Source organism: Gracilibacillus ureilyticus, assembly GCF_900111195.1.
GTDB lineage: Bacteria > Bacillota > Bacilli > Bacillales > Amphibacillaceae > Gracilibacillus > Gracilibacillus ureilyticus.
In genome coordinates this window covers 1-18,610 of record NZ_FOGL01000017.1, presented here as the reverse complement: position 1 = coordinate 18,610, position 18,610 = coordinate 1, and the positions used below count along the sequence as shown (strand labels likewise).

Below are 18,610 nucleotides of genomic sequence, written 5' to 3'. Positions count from 1 at the left end.
TACACGTTTTTTATCGGGAACTTCTACCCTTATCGCTGTCTTTCTCATTATCTGAATTTCTGTCACTATCCTGCTTTATCATCCCCATGATCTGGTCTATAAATTGCGGACCTTTCTCTAACATTTTTTCATAAACGTGTGTGGACTCATTTAATGTAATTAATTCAACCCCGGATTTATTGGCAACAAGAAATGCTGCTGGTGTGATAGAAACACCTCCGCCGCTTCCCCCGCCAAATGGTATGATCATGTCTGAATTCTGATCCTGTGATTTCTGATCTTTCCCCAGAAATTCACTGCCTCCTGAAGCAAAGCCGAATTTCACCTTCGACAATGGGATAATCAAACTCCCGTCAGGTGCATCAATGGGTTTTCCTATCGCTGTATCTACTTCAATCATTTGCTTTAAATTCTCCATTGTTAAGGACATAAATCCTTCTAATGGATGCACATTCTCTTCCATGATTATTCTCCTTTCGTTTTCCAATTTTTCCATACACGCATAGTTTTTCGCAGTTTCCATGAAATCATACATTGACCGCGACTTTGAATAACTGCTTCCTCAAAGTTCGCAGACAACTGACAGTCTATTACCCCTTTATCCTGCAACCGTGCACTTATTACTGAAACGGCAGACTGCAGCAACCCATACAAAATCGCCGTCATATCTGGTTCTCCTGTCCCAACTACCGTTTTTGTCCGAAGTAACTCCAGCCGCACATTGTCAATAACAAAATGCCTTAAATGTTTAAGATCACTCAATTTTATATCCTTAGTTAATGAAGGTGCCCCATTTCCTACTTGTGACAGATCTTTTTTAAAAATAGTAAATCCTAAAATTCTCATTATTATGATTACTTGCTGTTTCTCCTCAGTGTATGTCCACTGAATCGATGTATATATTCTCAATACCCCTAAAAGAACGAAAGTGATAAGAAGGAAAATGATAATAATAAAACCAATGATTAGCATAATGATCACCACCATCTTTATTCTTTACTAATTTTGGGTATATTAATCAATGGAAGTATTTAATTGGAATCATACCAATAGGACAATCCAGTCAATCATGATAAGATGGAGAATATAAAATGTAGGAGGGACTGTCTATGAGTAATCGAAAAAATGTGTTTTTTTACTATGCAAAAAGTGATGAACTAGAAGATAAGCTTTCGACAGTATTTGAAGATATTGAGAAAAGTGGATTCCGAATTGTTGATGACTTTAAAGATGCTAACATCATTGTAAGTGTTGGTGGTGATGGGGAATTCTTACAAGCGGTACGTCATACAGAGTTTAGACAGGATTGTCTGTATGTAGGTATTACGAAAGAAGATGAAGCAGGATTATACTGTGACTTCCAACTGGACCGCTATGTAGACATGATTAATGCTATGGAAGACAACTCACTTGAAGTTCGCCGCTTTCCTATGGTTGATGTTACCATTAACGGTGAATCTACTTTTCATTGTTTAAATGAAGCAGCTATCCGTTCTGCAATTATTAAAACGATCGTGATGGATGTATACATAGATGGAGACCATTTTGAAAGGTTCCGTGGAGATGGCTTAATTGTCGCTACACCTACTGGCAGTACAGGTTATAACAAGTCAACTACCGGTGCTGTTATTGATCCGAAAATACCATGTTTCCAAGTATCTGAGCTTGCTTCCATTAATAATAACCGTTACCGGACATTAGGGTCTTCTTTTATACTGAATCAGGATCGGACACTTCGAATTGAAGTAATTCAGGATGGAAATGATTACCCGATTATTGGCTTAGATAATGAAGCGTATTCCATCAGGAACATTAAGACCATTACTATACAACTTAGTGATAAACGGATTAAAACAGTGAAGCTTAAAAATAACTCGTTCTGGGACAGAGTGAAACGAACATTCTTATAAACTGTAACCAGAACCTCCTTACAGCCCGGAAAGATAAAAACTGATAATTAGTAAAATAAAATTCTCATGAACATCCCGTTCATGAGAATTTTATTATGTTTTTGTTATTTGAAACTTCGTATCGTAATTGCTGTCTTTTGGCTCTATCTGTTATCATACATCCATTCACCTGCCACAATGGTTCCTGTGACCTTGATCTGATCTATTTTGTCATGTTCTGTTGTAAAAAGATCTTCTTCCAGTATAGTGAAGTCTGCCACATATCCCTTATCAATAACTCCCCGGTCATGTTCATGGTTTATGACATAGGCACTGCCTTTTGTGTAAAGGGAAATTGCCTCATACATCGTCAGCTGCTCATCCTGACCGTAAACGTCCCCATCTATATATGATTGTCTGGTAACAAAGGAGTGGATGCCTTTTAACGGGCTGACTTCTTCAATCGGTGCGTCCGATCCGGCTGCACACTTAATATTTTCACGTAAAAAAGTTTTCCACGGATAGGATCTGATGGCACGTTTTTCTCCAATCCGATCAATTACCCAAGGGAAATCTGAAGAAACAAATGTTGGTTGTATATCAAGGACAGCATCAATTTCCTTTAATAGATCTAATACCTTATCATTCACAATCTGTGCATGGATAATCCGGTCGCGCAGATTATTGTTAAGTGGATATTTCTTCAGTAATTCAGCAACTTGCCAGACTGCTTTATCACCAATTGCATGAACAGCTACTGGATGATTTAACTCCCTGGCCTGGTTGATTAATGCCTCTAATCCAGCTTCGGAATGGATCGGAATTCCGAAATTATCCGGGTCGTCCTCATAAGGCTCACTTAACCATGCAGTTCTCCCACCCAACGCTCCATCAGAAAATATTTTCATTGCACCTAATGTCGTATATTCTCCTCCATCACCGTAACTTAAGCCTGCTTCCTTCATGCAATCAAAAACTGAATGATGGACTAATAAATGGGCACGGAATTTATATTTGTCAGGTAAAATTGCTTGATAAGCTTTTAAAGTCGGCTCAAATCCATTGTAATATGCCAAGTCTTCTGTATGGCCGCCGACTAATCCTTTGCTGAGAAGATCCTTTATTGCCGTTTCCGTTGTTTTCTCCAGCATTCTCTGGGATATTGTTGGCATCACGTCCTTAACAAGTTCCTGTGCCTGGTCAAGCAAGTATCCAGTAGGGGCTCCCTCTTTATCACGAATAATTCTTCCTCCCTGAGGGTCTTTGGAAGAATTGCTAATGTTGGCTATTTCCAATGCCTTCGAATTAACAATCACAGCATGACGGCATATTCTCGTCAGGATAATTGGAATGTCTTTTGACAATTCATCTAATTCTCTTTTATCTATAATCCGTTTATCTGTCCAGTTATTTTCATTCCATCCCTCTGCAACCAGCCATTCACCATTCTCAAGTTCATTTACTTTATATGATATAGCTCCCAGTACTTCATCTGCTGACTTCATCGCGGATAAATCTACATGTAAAAGTTTTTCCCCGTGACCAATGATATGTAAATGACTGTCTACAAAGCCAGGGTACATTACATTTCCTTTTAAATCACAAGTTTCGTCTATCTTATCATGATAAATACTTTTTAATTCTGACATGCTCCCTGCAGCAATGATCATTCCTTTTTCAGTATAAACAGCTTCTACTGTATCTGAAGCATGTTTCATTGTATATATTTTTCCACCGAACCACAATGTCCCCATCTGTTTTCACCCTTCTAGTACTATAATATTGAAGTTGTTAATAAGATAGCAGAAACAGATCACAAAGAAAAGGATAGTGCTTTTACACACTACCCTTTTGGTTTATTTCATTATTATTGGTTTACTTGTGTACCGCTTAGTTGTTGTTGAGCTACTTGTACTAGACGTTTAGTAATCTCTCCACCAACTGAACCATTTGCACGAGAAGTAGTATCAGCACCTAAGTTTACGCCAAATTCTTGTGCGATCTCAACTTTCATTTGATCTAATGCTTGATTTGCTCCAGGAACTAATAGTTGATTTGAGTTTGAGCTGTTGTTATTTGCCATGATATTCACCTCCTCTTCGTACAATAGTATCTTGCTCGAAAGTCAGTGATAACATGCATATAAAACAATGGTAGTTCTTGTTAATAAAACCAAAATCGTGTTATAAGTGTTTAACTACTTACAGTAAATCATCTAACTGATCAGATGATTGATTATCAGCTGATATTGTAACAGTTTCTATATTATTTAATATATCTTCAATGTCCTGGCTGAAATCTATTGCATTTTCAAATTGTTCCACTTTCTCTAATCTAGGCTTAGTTTTAGGTGATCGCGGAACAAAAACCGTACAGCAATCCTCATATGGCCGAATTGAAATAGAATACATGTTAATTTGTTGAGAAATGGCAATAATTTCATCTTTATTCATTGCAACAAGCGGACGAATAACAGGATAGTTCGTTACAGCATTAATTGCATGCATACTCTCCATTGTCTGACTCGCCACTTGCCCAAGACTCTCTCCTGTAATTAACGATAAGATATTTTCTTTCTGAGCTACTGCTTCACTAATTCTCATCATCATTCTTCTCATCACTGTCATCGAGTAACCATGTGGAACTTCACGATGAATTTTTTGCTGTAATGCAGTAAAAGGAATGATATGGACTTTAATACTTTTCCCGTAATAGGTAAGCTTCTCTGCAAGGTCCAGTACCTTTTCCTTCGCTCTTTCACTTGTATATGGAGGTGAGTGGAAATGAATTGCTTCTAATTCCACACCGCGCTTCATTGCCTGATATCCAGCTACGGGACTGTCAATCCCGCCTGACAATAATAATAGAGACTTACCTGATGAACCAACAGGCAGCCCTCCTGCTCCAAGTATTTTAGCAGAAGTTAGATAAGTCGCATCCTCACGTATATCGACGACAATTTCCAGATCAGGATTGTGGACATCTACCGTAATATTTTCCGTGTTGACTAACAGATAACCACCAAGTACTTGATTAAACTGCTGGGACCCTATCGGAAAATCTTTAAAAGATCTTCTTGTTGTCACCTTAAATGTAGTTGGATTGGCTTGCTTCAAAAGTGCTAATGCATTTTCTTTAATCTTCTCTTCATCATTCTCTACTTTTATGGCAAGACTTAAACTCTGTATACCAAAGATATACCGGCATCTTTCCATAATTGGCTCAGGATTTTCACCATTTAGCACGATATACATTCGATCTCGCTTCTTTTGTACCCGTGTATTCGGAAATTCTCTAATTGCTGAAATTACATTTTGCTGGAGCTGTGTGGTGAAAAGCTTGCGATTTCTTCCTTTTAAGGATAATTCCCCGTAGCGTATAACTATATGATCGTACTGCATAATTTATCTACCCCATTACTTTACTTAATTTATCTAATACTGTCGTAAGTTCTGTTATAAATTTGTCAATTTCATAGGCTGTTGTATCAAAAGACATGCTAACCCTTAAACCTGATGCAGCATTATCGTAACTTTTTCCACACGCTGCCAGAACTTGGCTTTCGTCAGCACTTTTAGAAGAGCATGCTGATTTTGTCGATATATAGATATCTTTTTCTTCTAATGCATGTATGACAACTTCCGGTTTGAATCCAGGAACTGAAAAATGCACAATATGTGGTGCACTTTCCCTTTCAGGTGTATTAATCTCTATTCTCCTGTTCTTACTAAGTGCTTTCATTAAATAATGTTTCAGATCAAATAATTTATCAATTTCCTTGTAATATCTATCATTAGCAAGACGCATTGCTTTTACTAAGCCAACAATTCCCGGAACATTTTCTGTTCCAGAACGAATATCCGCTTCCTGACCACCGCCATGTGCTAAAGAGAACAATTTGATTCCATGCTTCACATACAGTAATCCTGTTCCTTTAAGTCCATGTATTTTATGGCCCGAAATCGTGCATAGATCAATTTTGGCCTCATTCATATTTAATGGTACTTTTGCAAAACCTTGCACATGGTCAACGTGAAAGAAAATTTTAGGATAATCGCTTAACAATTGACCAATTTCCTGAATTGGTTGAATTGTCCCAATCTCATTATTAACATGCATAACAGAGACCAGAATAGTTTTCTCTGTGATGGCATTTTTTACATCTTTCACATGAACTCTTCCATCACTGTCAACAGGTAAATAAGTGATCTCAAAGCCTAATTGCTTTAATCCTTCACATGCTTCAATCACTGATGGATGTTCTACAGATGTTGTAATAATATGTTTCCCTCTATTTTGATGGGCAAGTGCAATACCCTTAATCGCTAAATTATTCCCCTCTGTTCCTCCTGAAGTAAAAACAATTTCAGTCGGATTTACATGTAATATTCCACCAGCTTGTTCCCGAGCCTTTCTTAACAATCGTTCAGCATCCATCCCTAAACTATGAAGTGATGACGGATTACCAAAATAATGTGTAGCAACTTGCTGGAAACTGTGCAAGACATCTGGGTCTGGTTTCGTAGTTGCGCTATTGTCTAAATAAATCATACTATCCCTCTTTTTCCTTTACCATCCGAAATATCGTATCATATTTTTATCATACTGCAAACCAGTTTTATTATTTCAAAAGATAACACCCTGTTTAAAAAAAATTAAAACAGGGTGTTATAGTTATTTTCATATCAAATTATTTTACAGCAACAGTTTCAATCCCTAATTCTTCTAATAGTGTGTCAATCGAAACAGATTCGTCCGGATTTACTTGTCCGATATACTGTTCCAATGTATTGCCTGCAGTTCGCTCCTGCTTAGTATTTTCATTATTATCGGACGCGAACTGACTTTCTTCCTCATGCACCGGAGGAAGTCGAAAGTAATTGCTCACCGTTACTTTTCGCGTCATTTCCATATCAATGGAGACATGATTAGCTGCCGGATCAGAAGCTGTTGCTGTCATTCCGGCAATTGTCCATATAACTCCGCCCCACACAGTTAAAGTAATTATACATAATACTCCTGCCAACCATTTCATGATGTCTAATACCTTCCTTTAACTTAACATCTCTTGATAGTGTTCATCAAGCTGTTCAATTTTTTTCATTGCCTGGTCATCAATTTCTTCTATTGCTCTGACAGCCATTTCAAGTGCTGCTTCATATTTATAATTACGGAATAAGGCCTCTGCTTCTCTTAATTGGGCTGCAAGAACAGGATGGTTTCTTCTGTACCGATTACCATACTGAATCGCTACCTCTACAAGTCTTGCCTGATCTAATAACATAGTTGTCTGATTCACGAAGTTGGAGACAGATTTTCTTGCTTCATCTAAACTGTGCTGTACTTTTGCCATATCCAGTGGATGTTTTTGCAGGCTGCTTAATACTACCTCACATTTATCGGTTGATTCATCCAATAAGTTTAACAAAGAAGAAGGTACACCTGGAATATTACTTTTCATTAGCTGTTTATTCGTATTGCTTAGATCACGTTTTAAATCAGTGATCATTTCTACTGCTTCCACTTCATCTTTTCTTAAATCACGGACTTTTTCGTAGAATTCTGTCTGTGCCTGCTCCAGTTTCTTAACATCCTCCAGGAAGTTATCTAATCTTTCCTTTATATCCAAATGATGGCTTGTTCTCATTTCATAATCTCTTTCCATCTGATCAAACTGGCTGTCAAGTTTATCCAGCCACTTTTCAATACTTAAAAACATTTCTAAATCTGCTGACTCAATATAATAAGTTTTTTGTAATTCATTAATCTCCTGTTTTAATAGCAAATATGCATTATTTAGTTCATCTGTTTTATTTTTCAGCTTTGGAAGTTCATTTTCTACAATTGATTTAGAAGTTTCTTCTTTTTCTAACAATACCACCATTTCATTTAATCGAATCTCCATTTGCTCCAATGTTTCATCAGCATCTGACATCTCACCGTTCTCCAGGTTAAATATCGTTTCTTTCAGCATGTTTTCATATTGTTTTAATTCTTTCTCAAACCCAAACTGTTCCACACGGAGTCCTTCTTCCGCCATTTCTGACATTTCACGCAGCAGTTCTTTCATTTGTTCCGGGAGTGTTTTTTTACATTTACGATAAAGTTCAGGAAATACACTAAGCTCTTCATCTAACCCACGCATCTCTTCTTTTAATTCATCAATCATTTGCTGTGCCGCAAGGTAATTCCCGCCTTCTTCCAGTTCATGATGAGATTCCAGTTTCTTTTCCAGCTTTGTTAATTTCTGTTCAAAGAATAACTCCGCTTTTCCGAATTGTGTTCGATTATGTAAAAGATATTTCTTCAAATCCTTTAATTGCGGACCAATTATGTCAATCTGTTCCTTTGTATATTTTTCAGAGTCTAATAAATGTTCCAAATCTTTAAATATTTGATCGATGCTTTCATCAATACTTTGTAATGATTGTTCGATTAATATTAGTCTTTTTTTAGCCGCAGGAATATTGAATCGATTTGCCAATTCCTCAACATCTAACAAATCCTCTTCCATATCGGGAAGTGTTTTGGTAACAATGTTATCCCATTCTTCTTTCCATTTTTCAAATTTCTCCTGCGTTTCACCTAATAAGTTCAGCTGCTTTATTTTCCCTAATTCTGCTGTCACATTTCGACTCATGATGTTCATTTTCCATTCTTCCAGACGATCAACCTGGTCATAGACTTTTCGTCTTAGAATCAGCCCAACTATCATTAGTGTGATAATGATTAATATTCCACCGATCACAAATTCCATTTCATATCCTCCTACTAAAACAACTATATATATTCAAATCTGTCATTTTGTGAAAATATATGCGACTTTTGTATGTAAAGTTATAATATCATGTTTCACGCCTTTTTTGCTATGAATTTTGTATATTTATTGAATAATACATGCAAAATCCTTCAGATATTCATGATATTTGTCAAATTCTGTTGTTTTAGTATATGATAGTTGCACCAATTGCTACTGTCTTATGGAGATAGGAGGAAAATTAAAAATGTTTAAAAATCTAACATATAGTGAAAACAGAGTGCAAAATTACCAGACTGTCATTAAACAGCTGGATGCATTACTTCATGGTGAATCAGATACAATCGCTAATCTTGCAAATGCTTCGGCATTATTAAATCAGTTTTTGGAAAAAGTAAATTGGGTTGGCTTTTATTTGTGGAAAGATAATGAATTAGTACTCGGTCCATTTCAGGGCTTGCCAGCATGTGTCCGGATCAAAAGCGGTAAAGGAGTCTGCGGTACTGCTGCAGCAGAACAGAAAACACAACTCGTTGCGGATGTTCATCAGTTTCCTGGCCATATTGCATGTGACGCGGCAAGTCAGTCAGAAATTGTGATGCCTGTAATGAGAGATGGCGAACTTTTTGGTGTGTTGGATATTGACAGCCCGATTACTAACCGTTTTGATGAAATAGACCAAGACCATCTCGAGCAATTTGTTAAGACACTGGAACTATATATATAAATCTATTGACTTCATTCTTAAATAATCATATAATGGAGTTTGTGTAAAAAAGGTAGCCTATGTGGACCACCGGCTGACCATTTTGTTCCTTAAAGCGGATCACTAACTGATTACCGCCACATTCTGTGAAATTAAGGTGCATCGAGTAACTCTCTGCTACTAGGGCGAGGATGCATGAAAAACAAAATGGCTGACGAATTGGGAACACACTGTCTTATTTTATGCAAAATTCATATATAAAGGAGAAGATGCACAATGGCTCGCTATACAGGATCTGTATGGAAAAAGTCTCGTCGTCTTGGTATCTCATTAACAGGTACTGGTAAGGAGTTAGACAAACGTCCTTACGCACCAGGTCAACACGGACCTAATCAACGTCGTAAACTATCTGAATATGGTTTACAATTACAAGAAAAACAAAAGCTACGTTTTATGTACGGAGTAAACGAACGTCAATTCCGTAACTTATTTGATCGTGCTGGTAAACAAAAAGGTATCCATGGTGAGAACTTCATGATTCTTCTTGAATCTCGTCTTGATAACCTTGTATACCGCCTCGGTCTTGCAAGAACTCGTCGTCAGGCACGTCAATTAGTAAACCATGGTCACATTACTGTTGATGGAAGTCGTGTAGACATTCCTTCATACGAAGTAAAACCAGGTCAAGTGATTGGTGTTCGTGAAAAATCACAAAAGCTTGACATCATTACTGAAGCAGTTGAAGCTAACACATTCACACCAGAATATGTTACATTCGATGCTGACAAACTAGAAGGAACTTACACTCGCTTCCCAGAGCGTTCTGAGTTACCAGCTGAGATTAATGAAGCGTTAATCGTTGAGTTCTACTCTCGTTAATATTAGCATTATGCATTTTAATGCAATAAAAACCCTTGAAATGTTGTTATATCAACGTTTCAGGGGTTTTTTCGTTTTAATTCATTTTGCAAAATAAAGCAGGATAATGCACTAATTTGGGGCCAACTGGGCCCAAACTGGGGCCAAAAAATAATAGCATGGGTGAAGGAATGGAAAGAAATTAATAAAACATACTAACCTTTTATTTGATTACGGCCATCAGAATACCACGTCTGTCATGTCTTTTACCAGCGTCCGCCATAAGAAGATGGCTCACTTAATGCCATCAAATTTACCAATGAGATAGCATCAAGGAAGTGCGATAGTACACTTTTATGGGTTTTGTAAGATAAAATAGCCTAATTTCTACGAACTTTTAATTAGAAATTAGGCTTTTGATGTTCCACAAATCACCCAGTCTGTGGAAGATTGATATTGGATTTTTTACCGATTGTTATGATGTATTTAGACTTTTATTTTGAAACCTTTTTGGTGGTTGTTGTTAGTTCTTTTTTTAGCTTTAAAAAGACTTTTTCATAATGATACCGAACACAAGTAGATGATAATTTATGAAAAGATAGATTTAATTCTTTATTATGCAAAGGATTCTTGGGATCGAGATGTAATAGAGTTTTGTGATCCTCTGGATTTAGTGCTAAAATTCCCAAATCAAATAATTGATGATGATTTGGACATAACACAAGCATATTCGGAATATCATCAATACCTTTGTGCGTTCTATTAAAAGGTTGAATGTGGTGGACTTCTGAATAACGTATTTCTTTGAGTAAGGTTATTGAATCACCACAAATCTGACAGCAATTTTCATACATCTTTTTTAATATTGTTACCTTTTTAGAATCACGAACTAATCGTTCAATAATGCTCTCCATTGATTTTAGCGTTTTTTTCCTTATCATCATCTTCTAATTCCTCATTTGTTGTTACTACTTCATCCAAAGACAACGGAGAAAAGTAACTATCTACATCAGTATTTAGCTCTTCGCAATACTTTTCAAAAGCATATTGCACAAAGGGAAGATAACCAAATAATTCAATAATGTCTTTTAATGCTGCTCCTTTTGAACGATATAAAGCATGAAGAACCATATTAGAACGTAGATCGTTTATAACTAGAATTGGAAACTGTAATTGATTGAAAATATATTTGAGCATATAAGAAACCTAAGCATGGGGAGTGTATGGTTTTGAACTGACTAAATCCTGTTTATATAACAATTCTTTTGCATTCCATACATTTGCAAAAAAGTTTTCTTCCTGTCCGGAATGAACTTCTGCATTTTTTCTAATTTTCATATATGCTTTAATATGTTCCGCGTTTTCTCCTCGAACAAGAATCCATGGAACAAAGGATTGACTATAATTGTTTCGTACTTTTATATAATTATCTTCAATAAATAAATCGTCCACTTTCATGGTATTAGGTTTGTTTTGAACATTCGTTGGAAACATTTCGCCACTATCATAGCCAGCAGATAAGGCAAGAGCAATGGCTGCTTTTACCAGTAAGGTTGCATTAGGGCAAGATGTTCATAGAAATGATCATCAAATAATATATTTAAATCAAACTCTTTTGGAAAATAAATGGGTTCCCGTACTTTGTCTTTTTTTAGCGACTGTATTTCTTTTCGTTTATCAATTGGAAATACAGGTACATCTCGTTTTGGAATATGTAAAATTCGTTCATGGTAAAACATATAAAAATTATTAAATGCTTCATACTTTCCTTGAGGTGACTGTTTATTATCAAATATAAATGTTCGTAAATTTTCTTCTTCAAAAGCAACACGAATATCAGTATTATGCATAACACTAATATACTTGTTAATTTTCTCTTTATAAACTCCTAGAGATGATTTATTTCTAATAAAATCACTTTTGATATATATGTCATAAACCTCTTGAATATTCATTTTCCTTCCCCCTTAATGTATATTTTACTATTATTTACCGTTAGAGGGCATATATTTGTACTGCTTGTTTATCGACAGCTATTGTAAATACAGAAAATTTTATACTCCTTATTAGAGTTTATCTAAATTCTCTTATTTAACAAACTGGCCCATTTGTGGAGGACTCCTGTAATTGAAAATCATAGATTTGTACAATTGGTATAATATTTGCGCTTCCAAAAACTATGGATTGTTAACTTTAATTATCCAGAAAGTATGAAACGGTAATCCGTCTGTCATTCATTGGTACACTTCTCGTCATTACGTAGTAAAAAGTATGTCAAAGTTGGTACATTTCAGTGGCCGTAATCATTATTTAAATAAAGGATATGAATTCAATAGAATGGCAAAAGCAGCATTGGAATATTCCCCAATGCTAATTACTAATTAAACCTTATATCAACCAAATTACTATACTAACATATATAGGATACCGATGGTCGGGATACAATATGCTCCCTTTACCCTTGATATAGAAGGATTTTTTAAATGCTTGTGAAAAATTTGTGTGAAATAGGTTAGATTCCTAAAAATAACATCTGCTACATTATTATATATATGTTTTGTATAGTTTTCACCTAACAACTGACGATACGTGTTTAGTAAACTACAAAAAAATAAGAATTTATAGACAAGCTTAATCCATAACTTGTCTATAAACTCTTATAAATGATAGGAAATTATCGTAGGTAAAAATTAGATTTGATTAATCCTCAATTTGGCCTTGATTTTCATAAACAGTTCGCTTTAACATCTCATATTTAATTTCTTCAACTAAATCAAGTATACTCTCTATTATTGGTTTAATTTGATCAAAATTGTTAAGGAGTTCCTCCCCATTTAGATGTTCAAATTTCCCAGCCTTTTCTTCCTCTAAATTTCCAAGTACATAGTTCATAGTAGAATCCGTATCTCCATCGTCGACTTCATAAAAGCGATCAAACACTCTACTCTCCCAAGAATATAAATACTCGGCAAATTTATCAACTTTAGATATAAATGTTTTTAAATGTGTTTGTAGTTCTACTTTTAGAAATTCTGCTCTATTATTATTAAAAACCCCTTCATATTCCACACTTATAATATCGATAATATCAAATAAACTTTCATCTAAATCCTTGAATTTTGACCACTCCTCTTTTGGGAAGTGTGCATGATTTATATCAAAAATTTCTATCTCAGGTGTATATGGAGGATCACCTGCAATTGTAAAGATATCATAACGTAAGTTTTCTAAAACCCCAGCCATAATCCCTTGTATTTCCTCCATTTTTATTACATAATCGGATGTCGCATATCTTATAGAATTAGTCCTAATGGTTTCAAATATTTCTTTATTAATTCTTTCTACATCACTAGCACCTTTAACTATTATTCCAAGCTCAACCTTGTCGGAACTAGCATCTGAAAAGTTTTGTGAACCTATATATGCTTTGTTACTTGTCATAATAAGTTTGGCGTGATTAGAAAAATTAAAATAAACATTTAAGTCATTAAACTTTTGTCTCTCTAAGGTCCTTAGATACCAATATACTTGTTTATAGGCATCTGGACTATTATAAGATTTCTTAGGGATATTTAGTACTATATTTACTGGTACACTATATGGAATTTTCTTAATTATACTTAGTAGCTCCGAATCTTCGAAAGGCCTAATGCTGTAAGTAACAATATTTATATAACTTGCCTTTTCAAAATCATCAATAACAGATTGGAAACCATAACCTCCTTGTGATAAAACCACATCCCCTGAAATTGACTTTAATGTAATAAATGTATTATCTTGCATTGCTATCCTCCCCTTTTTAAAAGTACTTATTAAGATGATTCTATCACTACTTTAATATAATCACATCGTACTAGTTACCTTAAAAAGTCTTTCATAGCTTTATTACTTCAATAAAACAAATTTTCTGTTAAATCTTTCGCTCTAATCTGCGGCTAGACTTCGATTCCATGTCTAAAACAATAAGCTTCGTTCTTTTTTGACATCTACAAGTAAATCTAAGTCACTTGTAGCTTGAACCTGAATCTTTGATACATCAATGACACGTATATTTTGAATACCATATTGATTTGCAAATTTTATAACCAAGTCCCATTTTTCTTTAAGTAGATCGTACGACACTACCTGTCCTCCGTACTTAATAAGATTGCATCATTTGTCCGAGTAGTTTATTAACTCATGTGTAATAAGTTTTAACTACCTTTACACTAATTAATTCTAAAAACTAGGCATAGCTGAACTTAATCTTTTTGTAATGCGGTCTCTCATTTCTAAGAACCGTACATATATTCCGGTAATTCGGTAAATCCAGTTCTTTAGCTGCCTCAGTAGAAGTGGAAAAAACACCTAATACATTTCCATCCATATCAGTTGCTACAATTTCACCCTTTTTTGTAACCTTCTTTATATTACTTTTATGAATGATTTGTTCTATCCTATTTATTGAAATAGAACCGTATATTTTAGATATGTGCATCTGTATTTCAACTGTTTTTCTTCCTGAATTACTTAATTCTACAATTAATCTATTTCGCTCAGACCTTATATCCTTTTCTTCCCTTTTCATAATTTTATAATCCAAGCTTAAATCCTTGTCGATATAAGGCTTTAAGGTTTGCCCATTCAAAATTCTTCCTATTTGTCTTCTACTAGGTCCTAACTTTTCAGCAATCGATTCATGTGATTCACCTTTTCTACTTAATTCAAAGATTTTTTTACAAAGGTTAGTATAATAATTTTGACTTTCTTTAGAAGCAGTTACCGGATCAAGAAGTAGATTTTTAAACCTTCGAATTTTATCGATCAATAAATCCGTATTTTTTAAGTATTTCTTATTGAGGTCAATCCATTGGAAAATGCTCATAACCTTAAAGCCTTCTTTAGTTATGTCAAAAAAATATTCTTCTCCTAATAAGAATACAATAGATAAGTTATATTCTACATATTTCCTTTTCTCCTTATTTAATCTCATATCGATACTTAATTTAAACTCTGTTACACTTTTATCAATTTTATTTATAATGTCTAGACGATTATTCTGGTCTTTTTGTTGGAAATCAAAATAATTGCTATGCTTCGTTATTAAGTTCCTTATGTTATGCTCAACATAAATCCCCAATAATCTTCTATCCTCAATCGTTTCAAATTCATCAAAATAACTCTCTATAGGATCCTCTCCACAGTAGAGCAAGAAATCATAATAAGGCATTTGCTTTGTTATTGCCGTGTAGAGATTATTATATTTTTTCCTAAGATTTAATGTCGATAAAGACTCCCCTTTACTTTTAACTAAAAGTAAACAGGCTTTACACTGACTTATGGTCCAAAAACCGTTCAATTTAACATTAGGCAATTTATTTTCATACCAATAGATTGCCAGATTTTCTTCAGAAACTATATTATTTTCCGGATTAGGAATAAATAACAAAATACCCTTTGAAATTCGACTTTTATTGAAAAGCGGTAAATATATTTGATTTTTTCTATTAGAATGCATCACAACGTAACCAGATTCTGTCTTCACACTGACTGTATTATCTTTTATTACAAACATTCCTTCTAGATATGCCTTCTTTAACTTATTTAGATAATTAATGAAATTAACTTCTTTATTCTGTGTGCAATTGTCACAAGTATCAGATTTATTGCTAGTTCTTCGTTGATAATGCAAATAATAACCACATTCGAATACTATATTGCACGAATCACAGATACATAGGATCTCAACTTTTGAATTTGGAAGTAAATCACATGGACTTACTAAAAATTTTTCATTGGGTTTTGTAAATATATAACCTCTTTCTTTGTAATGATCATTATATTGTTTTTTACCAATCCATTTTGTAGTGTAGTGTTTAGGATATCTTGGTTGATCAACCGAAAGATGTTGTGCTGCCACCTCAAAACAATCACCTAAATTTGTATATTTGTAGCCGAGTGACTCGTAGTATACTTTATTAGATTTAGTCCAATTCAATACCCCATAATGTGTTACTAATGCCAAGATTTCCACCGCCAATAATTTTATTTTTACTATTATTGGCGTGTACTGTTTTTTTAATACATAAAATTGGATAGAATATATCATTAAGGGAAAATAGTGCTTTGCTATGCTCAAATTAATATATTCACCTCTTCCTCAACGCTTCAATCTGTTCCTCCTGTGATGAATCAACATAAACAGCGGTTGTTTGAATGCTCTCGTGACGGGCCAACTTTCTTATAATCTCAATTGGTGTTCCAGCATTAGCAAGGTTTTTACAAAAACTGTGGCGGAATCGGTGCGGGGTGATGTTTTCCTTATTTGCCAGCTTTGCATATTTGTTCAACATCTTTTGAATTCCTCTTTCTGATAAAAACGGGGAACGTTATGATACAAATAATTGGGTGGATTCCTTATGTATTTTCTTTTCAAGACCTTTTCGATACTTTAACCATTTTCGTAAATTTTTAGCGTGTTTCTGAACAAGCATAACAATTGCAAACTTATCCCTCTTCCCTTCCCGAATAATCACTTGGAAATCTCTTTCCTTTGTTATAATATCTTCTATCTCTAATGAGGAAACTTCATTTACCCTGAGTCCTGAATACAACATTAGATCAATATTAGCCAGATTCCGAAATAGTTTAAATTCATTCGGCTCTAATTGAACATAACTGATGATGCGGTCTTGTTACTCTTTAGTTAACCATTTTGTTTCATTAGCACTAATGACATATTCCAATGTTTCAATCTTGATACGAGTCATTGGATTGTCCTTAACCAGACCTTGATCAAATAAAAATCCAAAGAAAACCTTTAATGCAGCAATATATTTACTTATGGTTGCAGGTTTCCGTTTACATTGATGTTTTAAAAAACTTGTATATTCTTTGATGTCAATAGGACGTGTTTCTTCTATAATATACTCCCCATCCCTTTCTTCTTTCCATTTTAGGAAATGAGCAACTGATGTACGATAAGCAATAATTGTCTTTTCGTCTTTAGCTTCTTCATACAGATAACGAATAAATTGATCGATATATTTTTTCCATACTCTCCCATCCAAAAATAAAATAATTCTACGAACAGTAACCCGTCTTAATTTATTCATTAATCATAGGATCATAATTCTACGAACAACTTTTAGAGGGGAAAAACACCTCTAAAATAATTTATAAATCACTTTTACATTGCTAGTATTAGTTACTTTTAATCGTTACCATATATTAAAACACGGTGCTGAAGATTTAAAATAATAACAGATCTGCTGAATGTCTAGGACATTTCTTCCTAGACATCAACCTTCACGAATCACATATTGCTTTAATACATGACGTTTAGTACAGCCAACGTTTAATAGATTGATTGTAAGATTTCTATAGCTAAACATTATCAGTAACTAATAACAGAGACAAAAAAGATGACTCCAATTAGAAACCAATAGGAGCCATCTCTTTGTCATACATCCTTATTGCTGCCACCTTGAAGTAATTGCCATATCCCCTACAACTTCTGAAAGTAGCACTCGATTATTTTCGTCATATTTCAGGTCTCCATCTAATTTAAATATGAAAAAAGTTTCTTCCTTAATTTCTTCATTAGTGATATCGAATTCATCATATCGGACTTTGAAAATCGCCTTAGCCTCAGCTAATGACATTGCATCAATCACTGCAAATTGTTCATCCTTCTCCTCGGTTCTTCTTACAACGAAGTACTGCTCCATTTGATTCATTCAGCTTCCCTCCATACTGATTTTTTAATTAACCTTACTCGTCGAACCTGAAAGGTCTTCTTTCACAAAGAATTTCGATGAATCATCATTTCTCCACTTTCCGGTAATACCACTCGATTGTTCTCATCATATTCCAGCTCTCCATACGACTCAAAGATAAGGAATTCCTCTCCTTTATTCACAGCAGTATCCTTTTCTCTTTCATGTCGGACAAGAAAAATTGCATCTGCTTCATCTAGTGACATTGCATCAATTACTGTAAATTGTTCGTCTTTCCCCGCTGTTCTTTTTATCACATGAAATTTTTCTATTTGATTCATTTTGTTTCACTTCCCTTCCCTGATTTTTTATATAAAAAAACATCGATAAGAAAATGTTAACGATTGTTTTATCGCCACACATCTCACCGATGATTTTTATCAATTTATGCGGACCCAATAGGTCTTCTATTAATTTGTTTGCTTGATAAAAAGTAAATAAAAAATGTTCTTACACTATTATTCTATCTTTCACATCGCCTCTTTTTAACCCTTTTTAAAAATTATTTCCTGTTCTTTCCCTTGTATTTATGCCTTTCTTTAGTAAACCGTAAGCCCCCAATCAAATAACGCATATAAACACGCAGCACCTCCTGGTATGATGAATGTATCAATTTAAGGAGGTGCTTTTCATATGCTAGAAC

The 18,610-nt window shown here is 34.5% G+C and carries 21 protein-coding genes and 1 pseudogene; 3 read left to right on the top strand and 19 right to left on the bottom strand.

From position 1 onward, the window contains the following. Positions 1–10 precede the first annotated feature (10 nt). Complete coding sequence (gene ytfJ / locus BMW36_RS15230) at positions 11–463, bottom strand: GerW family sporulation protein (protein WP_089742661.1); 453 nt, start codon at positions 461–463, stop codon at positions 11–13. Positions 464–465: 2 nt separating this feature from the next. After that, positions 466–972: a DUF2953 domain-containing protein gene (locus BMW36_RS15225; RefSeq protein WP_089742660.1), complete on the bottom strand. Its 507-nt coding sequence runs from the start codon at positions 970–972 to the stop codon at positions 466–468. A gap of 137 nt (positions 973–1,109) precedes the next feature. Between BMW36_RS15225 and BMW36_RS15220 the strand changes: the two genes are divergently transcribed. Then, the gene (locus BMW36_RS15220) at positions 1,110–1,910 is read left to right on the top strand and encodes an NAD kinase (protein WP_089742658.1); all 801 of its coding nucleotides are present in this window, start codon (positions 1,110–1,112) and stop codon (positions 1,908–1,910) included. 143 nt (positions 1,911–2,053) lie between these two features. Here the strand turns inward: BMW36_RS15220 and BMW36_RS15215 are convergent, their stop codons facing one another. The 6 genes from BMW36_RS15215 to BMW36_RS15190 all read right to left on the bottom strand — a co-directional run bounded on the left by BMW36_RS15215 (position 2,054) and on the right by BMW36_RS15190 (position 8,646). Beyond that, complete coding sequence (locus tag BMW36_RS15215; protein ID WP_089742657.1) at positions 2,054–3,643, bottom strand: amidohydrolase; 1,590 nt, start codon at positions 3,641–3,643, stop codon at positions 2,054–2,056. A gap of 113 nt (positions 3,644–3,756) precedes the next feature. Beyond that, positions 3,757–3,972: an alpha/beta-type small acid-soluble spore protein gene (locus tag BMW36_RS15210; RefSeq protein WP_089742655.1), complete on the bottom strand. Its 216-nt coding sequence runs from the start codon at positions 3,970–3,972 to the stop codon at positions 3,757–3,759. 118 nt (positions 3,973–4,090) lie between these two features. Then, positions 4,091–5,290, bottom strand: coding sequence for a tRNA uracil 4-sulfurtransferase ThiI (gene thiI / locus BMW36_RS15205; protein ID WP_089742653.1), 1,200 nt, complete (start codon positions 5,288–5,290; stop codon positions 4,091–4,093). Between the two features lie 7 nt (positions 5,291–5,297). Continuing rightward, positions 5,298–6,440, bottom strand: a complete 1,143-nt coding sequence (locus BMW36_RS15200) for a cysteine desulfurase family protein (RefSeq protein ID WP_089742651.1) — start codon at positions 6,438–6,440, stop codon at positions 5,298–5,300. A gap of 139 nt (positions 6,441–6,579) precedes the next feature. Beyond that, positions 6,580–6,924, bottom strand: a complete 345-nt coding sequence (locus tag BMW36_RS15195) for a hypothetical protein (protein WP_089742649.1) — start codon at positions 6,922–6,924, stop codon at positions 6,580–6,582. Between the two features lie 18 nt (positions 6,925–6,942). After that, positions 6,943–8,646 (bottom strand): septation ring formation regulator EzrA, encoded by a 1,704-nt coding sequence (locus tag BMW36_RS15190; protein ID WP_089742648.1) that lies wholly within the window; start codon positions 8,644–8,646, stop codon positions 6,943–6,945. Between the two features lie 247 nt (positions 8,647–8,893). Between BMW36_RS15190 and BMW36_RS15185 the strand changes: the two genes are divergently transcribed. Both BMW36_RS15185 and rpsD read left to right on the top strand, forming a co-directional pair. After that, positions 8,894–9,373: a GAF domain-containing protein gene (locus tag BMW36_RS15185; RefSeq protein WP_089742646.1), complete on the top strand. Its 480-nt coding sequence runs from the start codon at positions 8,894–8,896 to the stop codon at positions 9,371–9,373. A gap of 255 nt (positions 9,374–9,628) precedes the next feature. Beyond that, positions 9,629–10,231, top strand: coding sequence for a 30S ribosomal protein S4 (rpsD, locus tag BMW36_RS15180; RefSeq protein WP_089742645.1), 603 nt, complete (start codon positions 9,629–9,631; stop codon positions 10,229–10,231). 473 nt (positions 10,232–10,704) lie between these two features. On the opposite strand, the gene BMW36_RS15175 is transcribed toward rpsD, so the two are convergent. From BMW36_RS15175 to BMW36_RS15135, 11 genes and pseudogenes are all read right to left on the bottom strand, one after another. Continuing rightward, positions 10,705–11,154: an HNH endonuclease gene (locus BMW36_RS15175; RefSeq protein WP_089742642.1), complete on the bottom strand. Its 450-nt coding sequence runs from the start codon at positions 11,152–11,154 to the stop codon at positions 10,705–10,707. Then, a complete protein-coding gene (locus BMW36_RS15170) occupies positions 11,108–11,407 on the bottom strand; it encodes a hypothetical protein (protein WP_089742639.1) in 300 nt (99 codons plus the stop codon). The genes BMW36_RS15175 and BMW36_RS15170 overlap by 47 nt, the downstream gene beginning before the upstream one ends. Positions 11,408–11,416: 9 nt before the next feature. Further along, a complete protein-coding gene (locus tag BMW36_RS15165; RefSeq protein ID WP_089742636.1) occupies positions 11,417–11,704 on the bottom strand; it encodes a hypothetical protein in 288 nt (95 codons plus the stop codon). A 47-nt stretch (positions 11,705–11,751) separates the two neighbouring features. Continuing rightward, entirely contained in the window at positions 11,752–12,165 is a 414-nt protein-coding gene (locus BMW36_RS15160; RefSeq protein WP_089742634.1) for a hypothetical protein, read from the bottom strand. Positions 12,166–12,910: 745 nt separating this feature from the next. Further along, complete coding sequence (locus BMW36_RS15155) at positions 12,911–13,993, bottom strand: phospholipase D-like domain-containing protein (protein WP_089742633.1); 1,083 nt, start codon at positions 13,991–13,993, stop codon at positions 12,911–12,913. A gap of 171 nt (positions 13,994–14,164) precedes the next feature. Beyond that, positions 14,165–14,332: a hypothetical protein gene (locus BMW36_RS20435; RefSeq protein ID WP_175480487.1), complete on the bottom strand. Its 168-nt coding sequence runs from the start codon at positions 14,330–14,332 to the stop codon at positions 14,165–14,167. A 103-nt stretch (positions 14,333–14,435) separates the two neighbouring features. Next, the gene (locus BMW36_RS15150; RefSeq protein WP_139180329.1) at positions 14,436–16,214 is read right to left on the bottom strand and encodes a hypothetical protein; all 1,779 of its coding nucleotides are present in this window, start codon (positions 16,212–16,214) and stop codon (positions 14,436–14,438) included. A 124-nt stretch (positions 16,215–16,338) separates the two neighbouring features. Next, positions 16,339–16,824: pseudogene (locus BMW36_RS20645) on the bottom strand (tyrosine-type recombinase/integrase). A 60-nt stretch (positions 16,825–16,884) separates the two neighbouring features. Further along, positions 16,885–17,304, bottom strand: a complete 420-nt coding sequence (locus tag BMW36_RS20640) for a site-specific integrase (protein ID WP_245711709.1) — start codon at positions 17,302–17,304, stop codon at positions 16,885–16,887. 357 nt (positions 17,305–17,661) lie between these two features. Then, a complete protein-coding gene (locus BMW36_RS15140; RefSeq protein ID WP_245711708.1) occupies positions 17,662–17,928 on the bottom strand; it encodes a hypothetical protein in 267 nt (88 codons plus the stop codon). Between the two features lie 62 nt (positions 17,929–17,990). Then, positions 17,991–18,248 carry a hypothetical protein gene (locus BMW36_RS15135; RefSeq protein ID WP_089742627.1) on the bottom strand — a complete coding sequence of 86 codons (258 nt, stop codon included), beginning with the start codon at positions 18,246–18,248 and terminating at the stop codon, positions 17,991–17,993. Positions 18,249–18,610 lie beyond the last annotated feature (362 nt).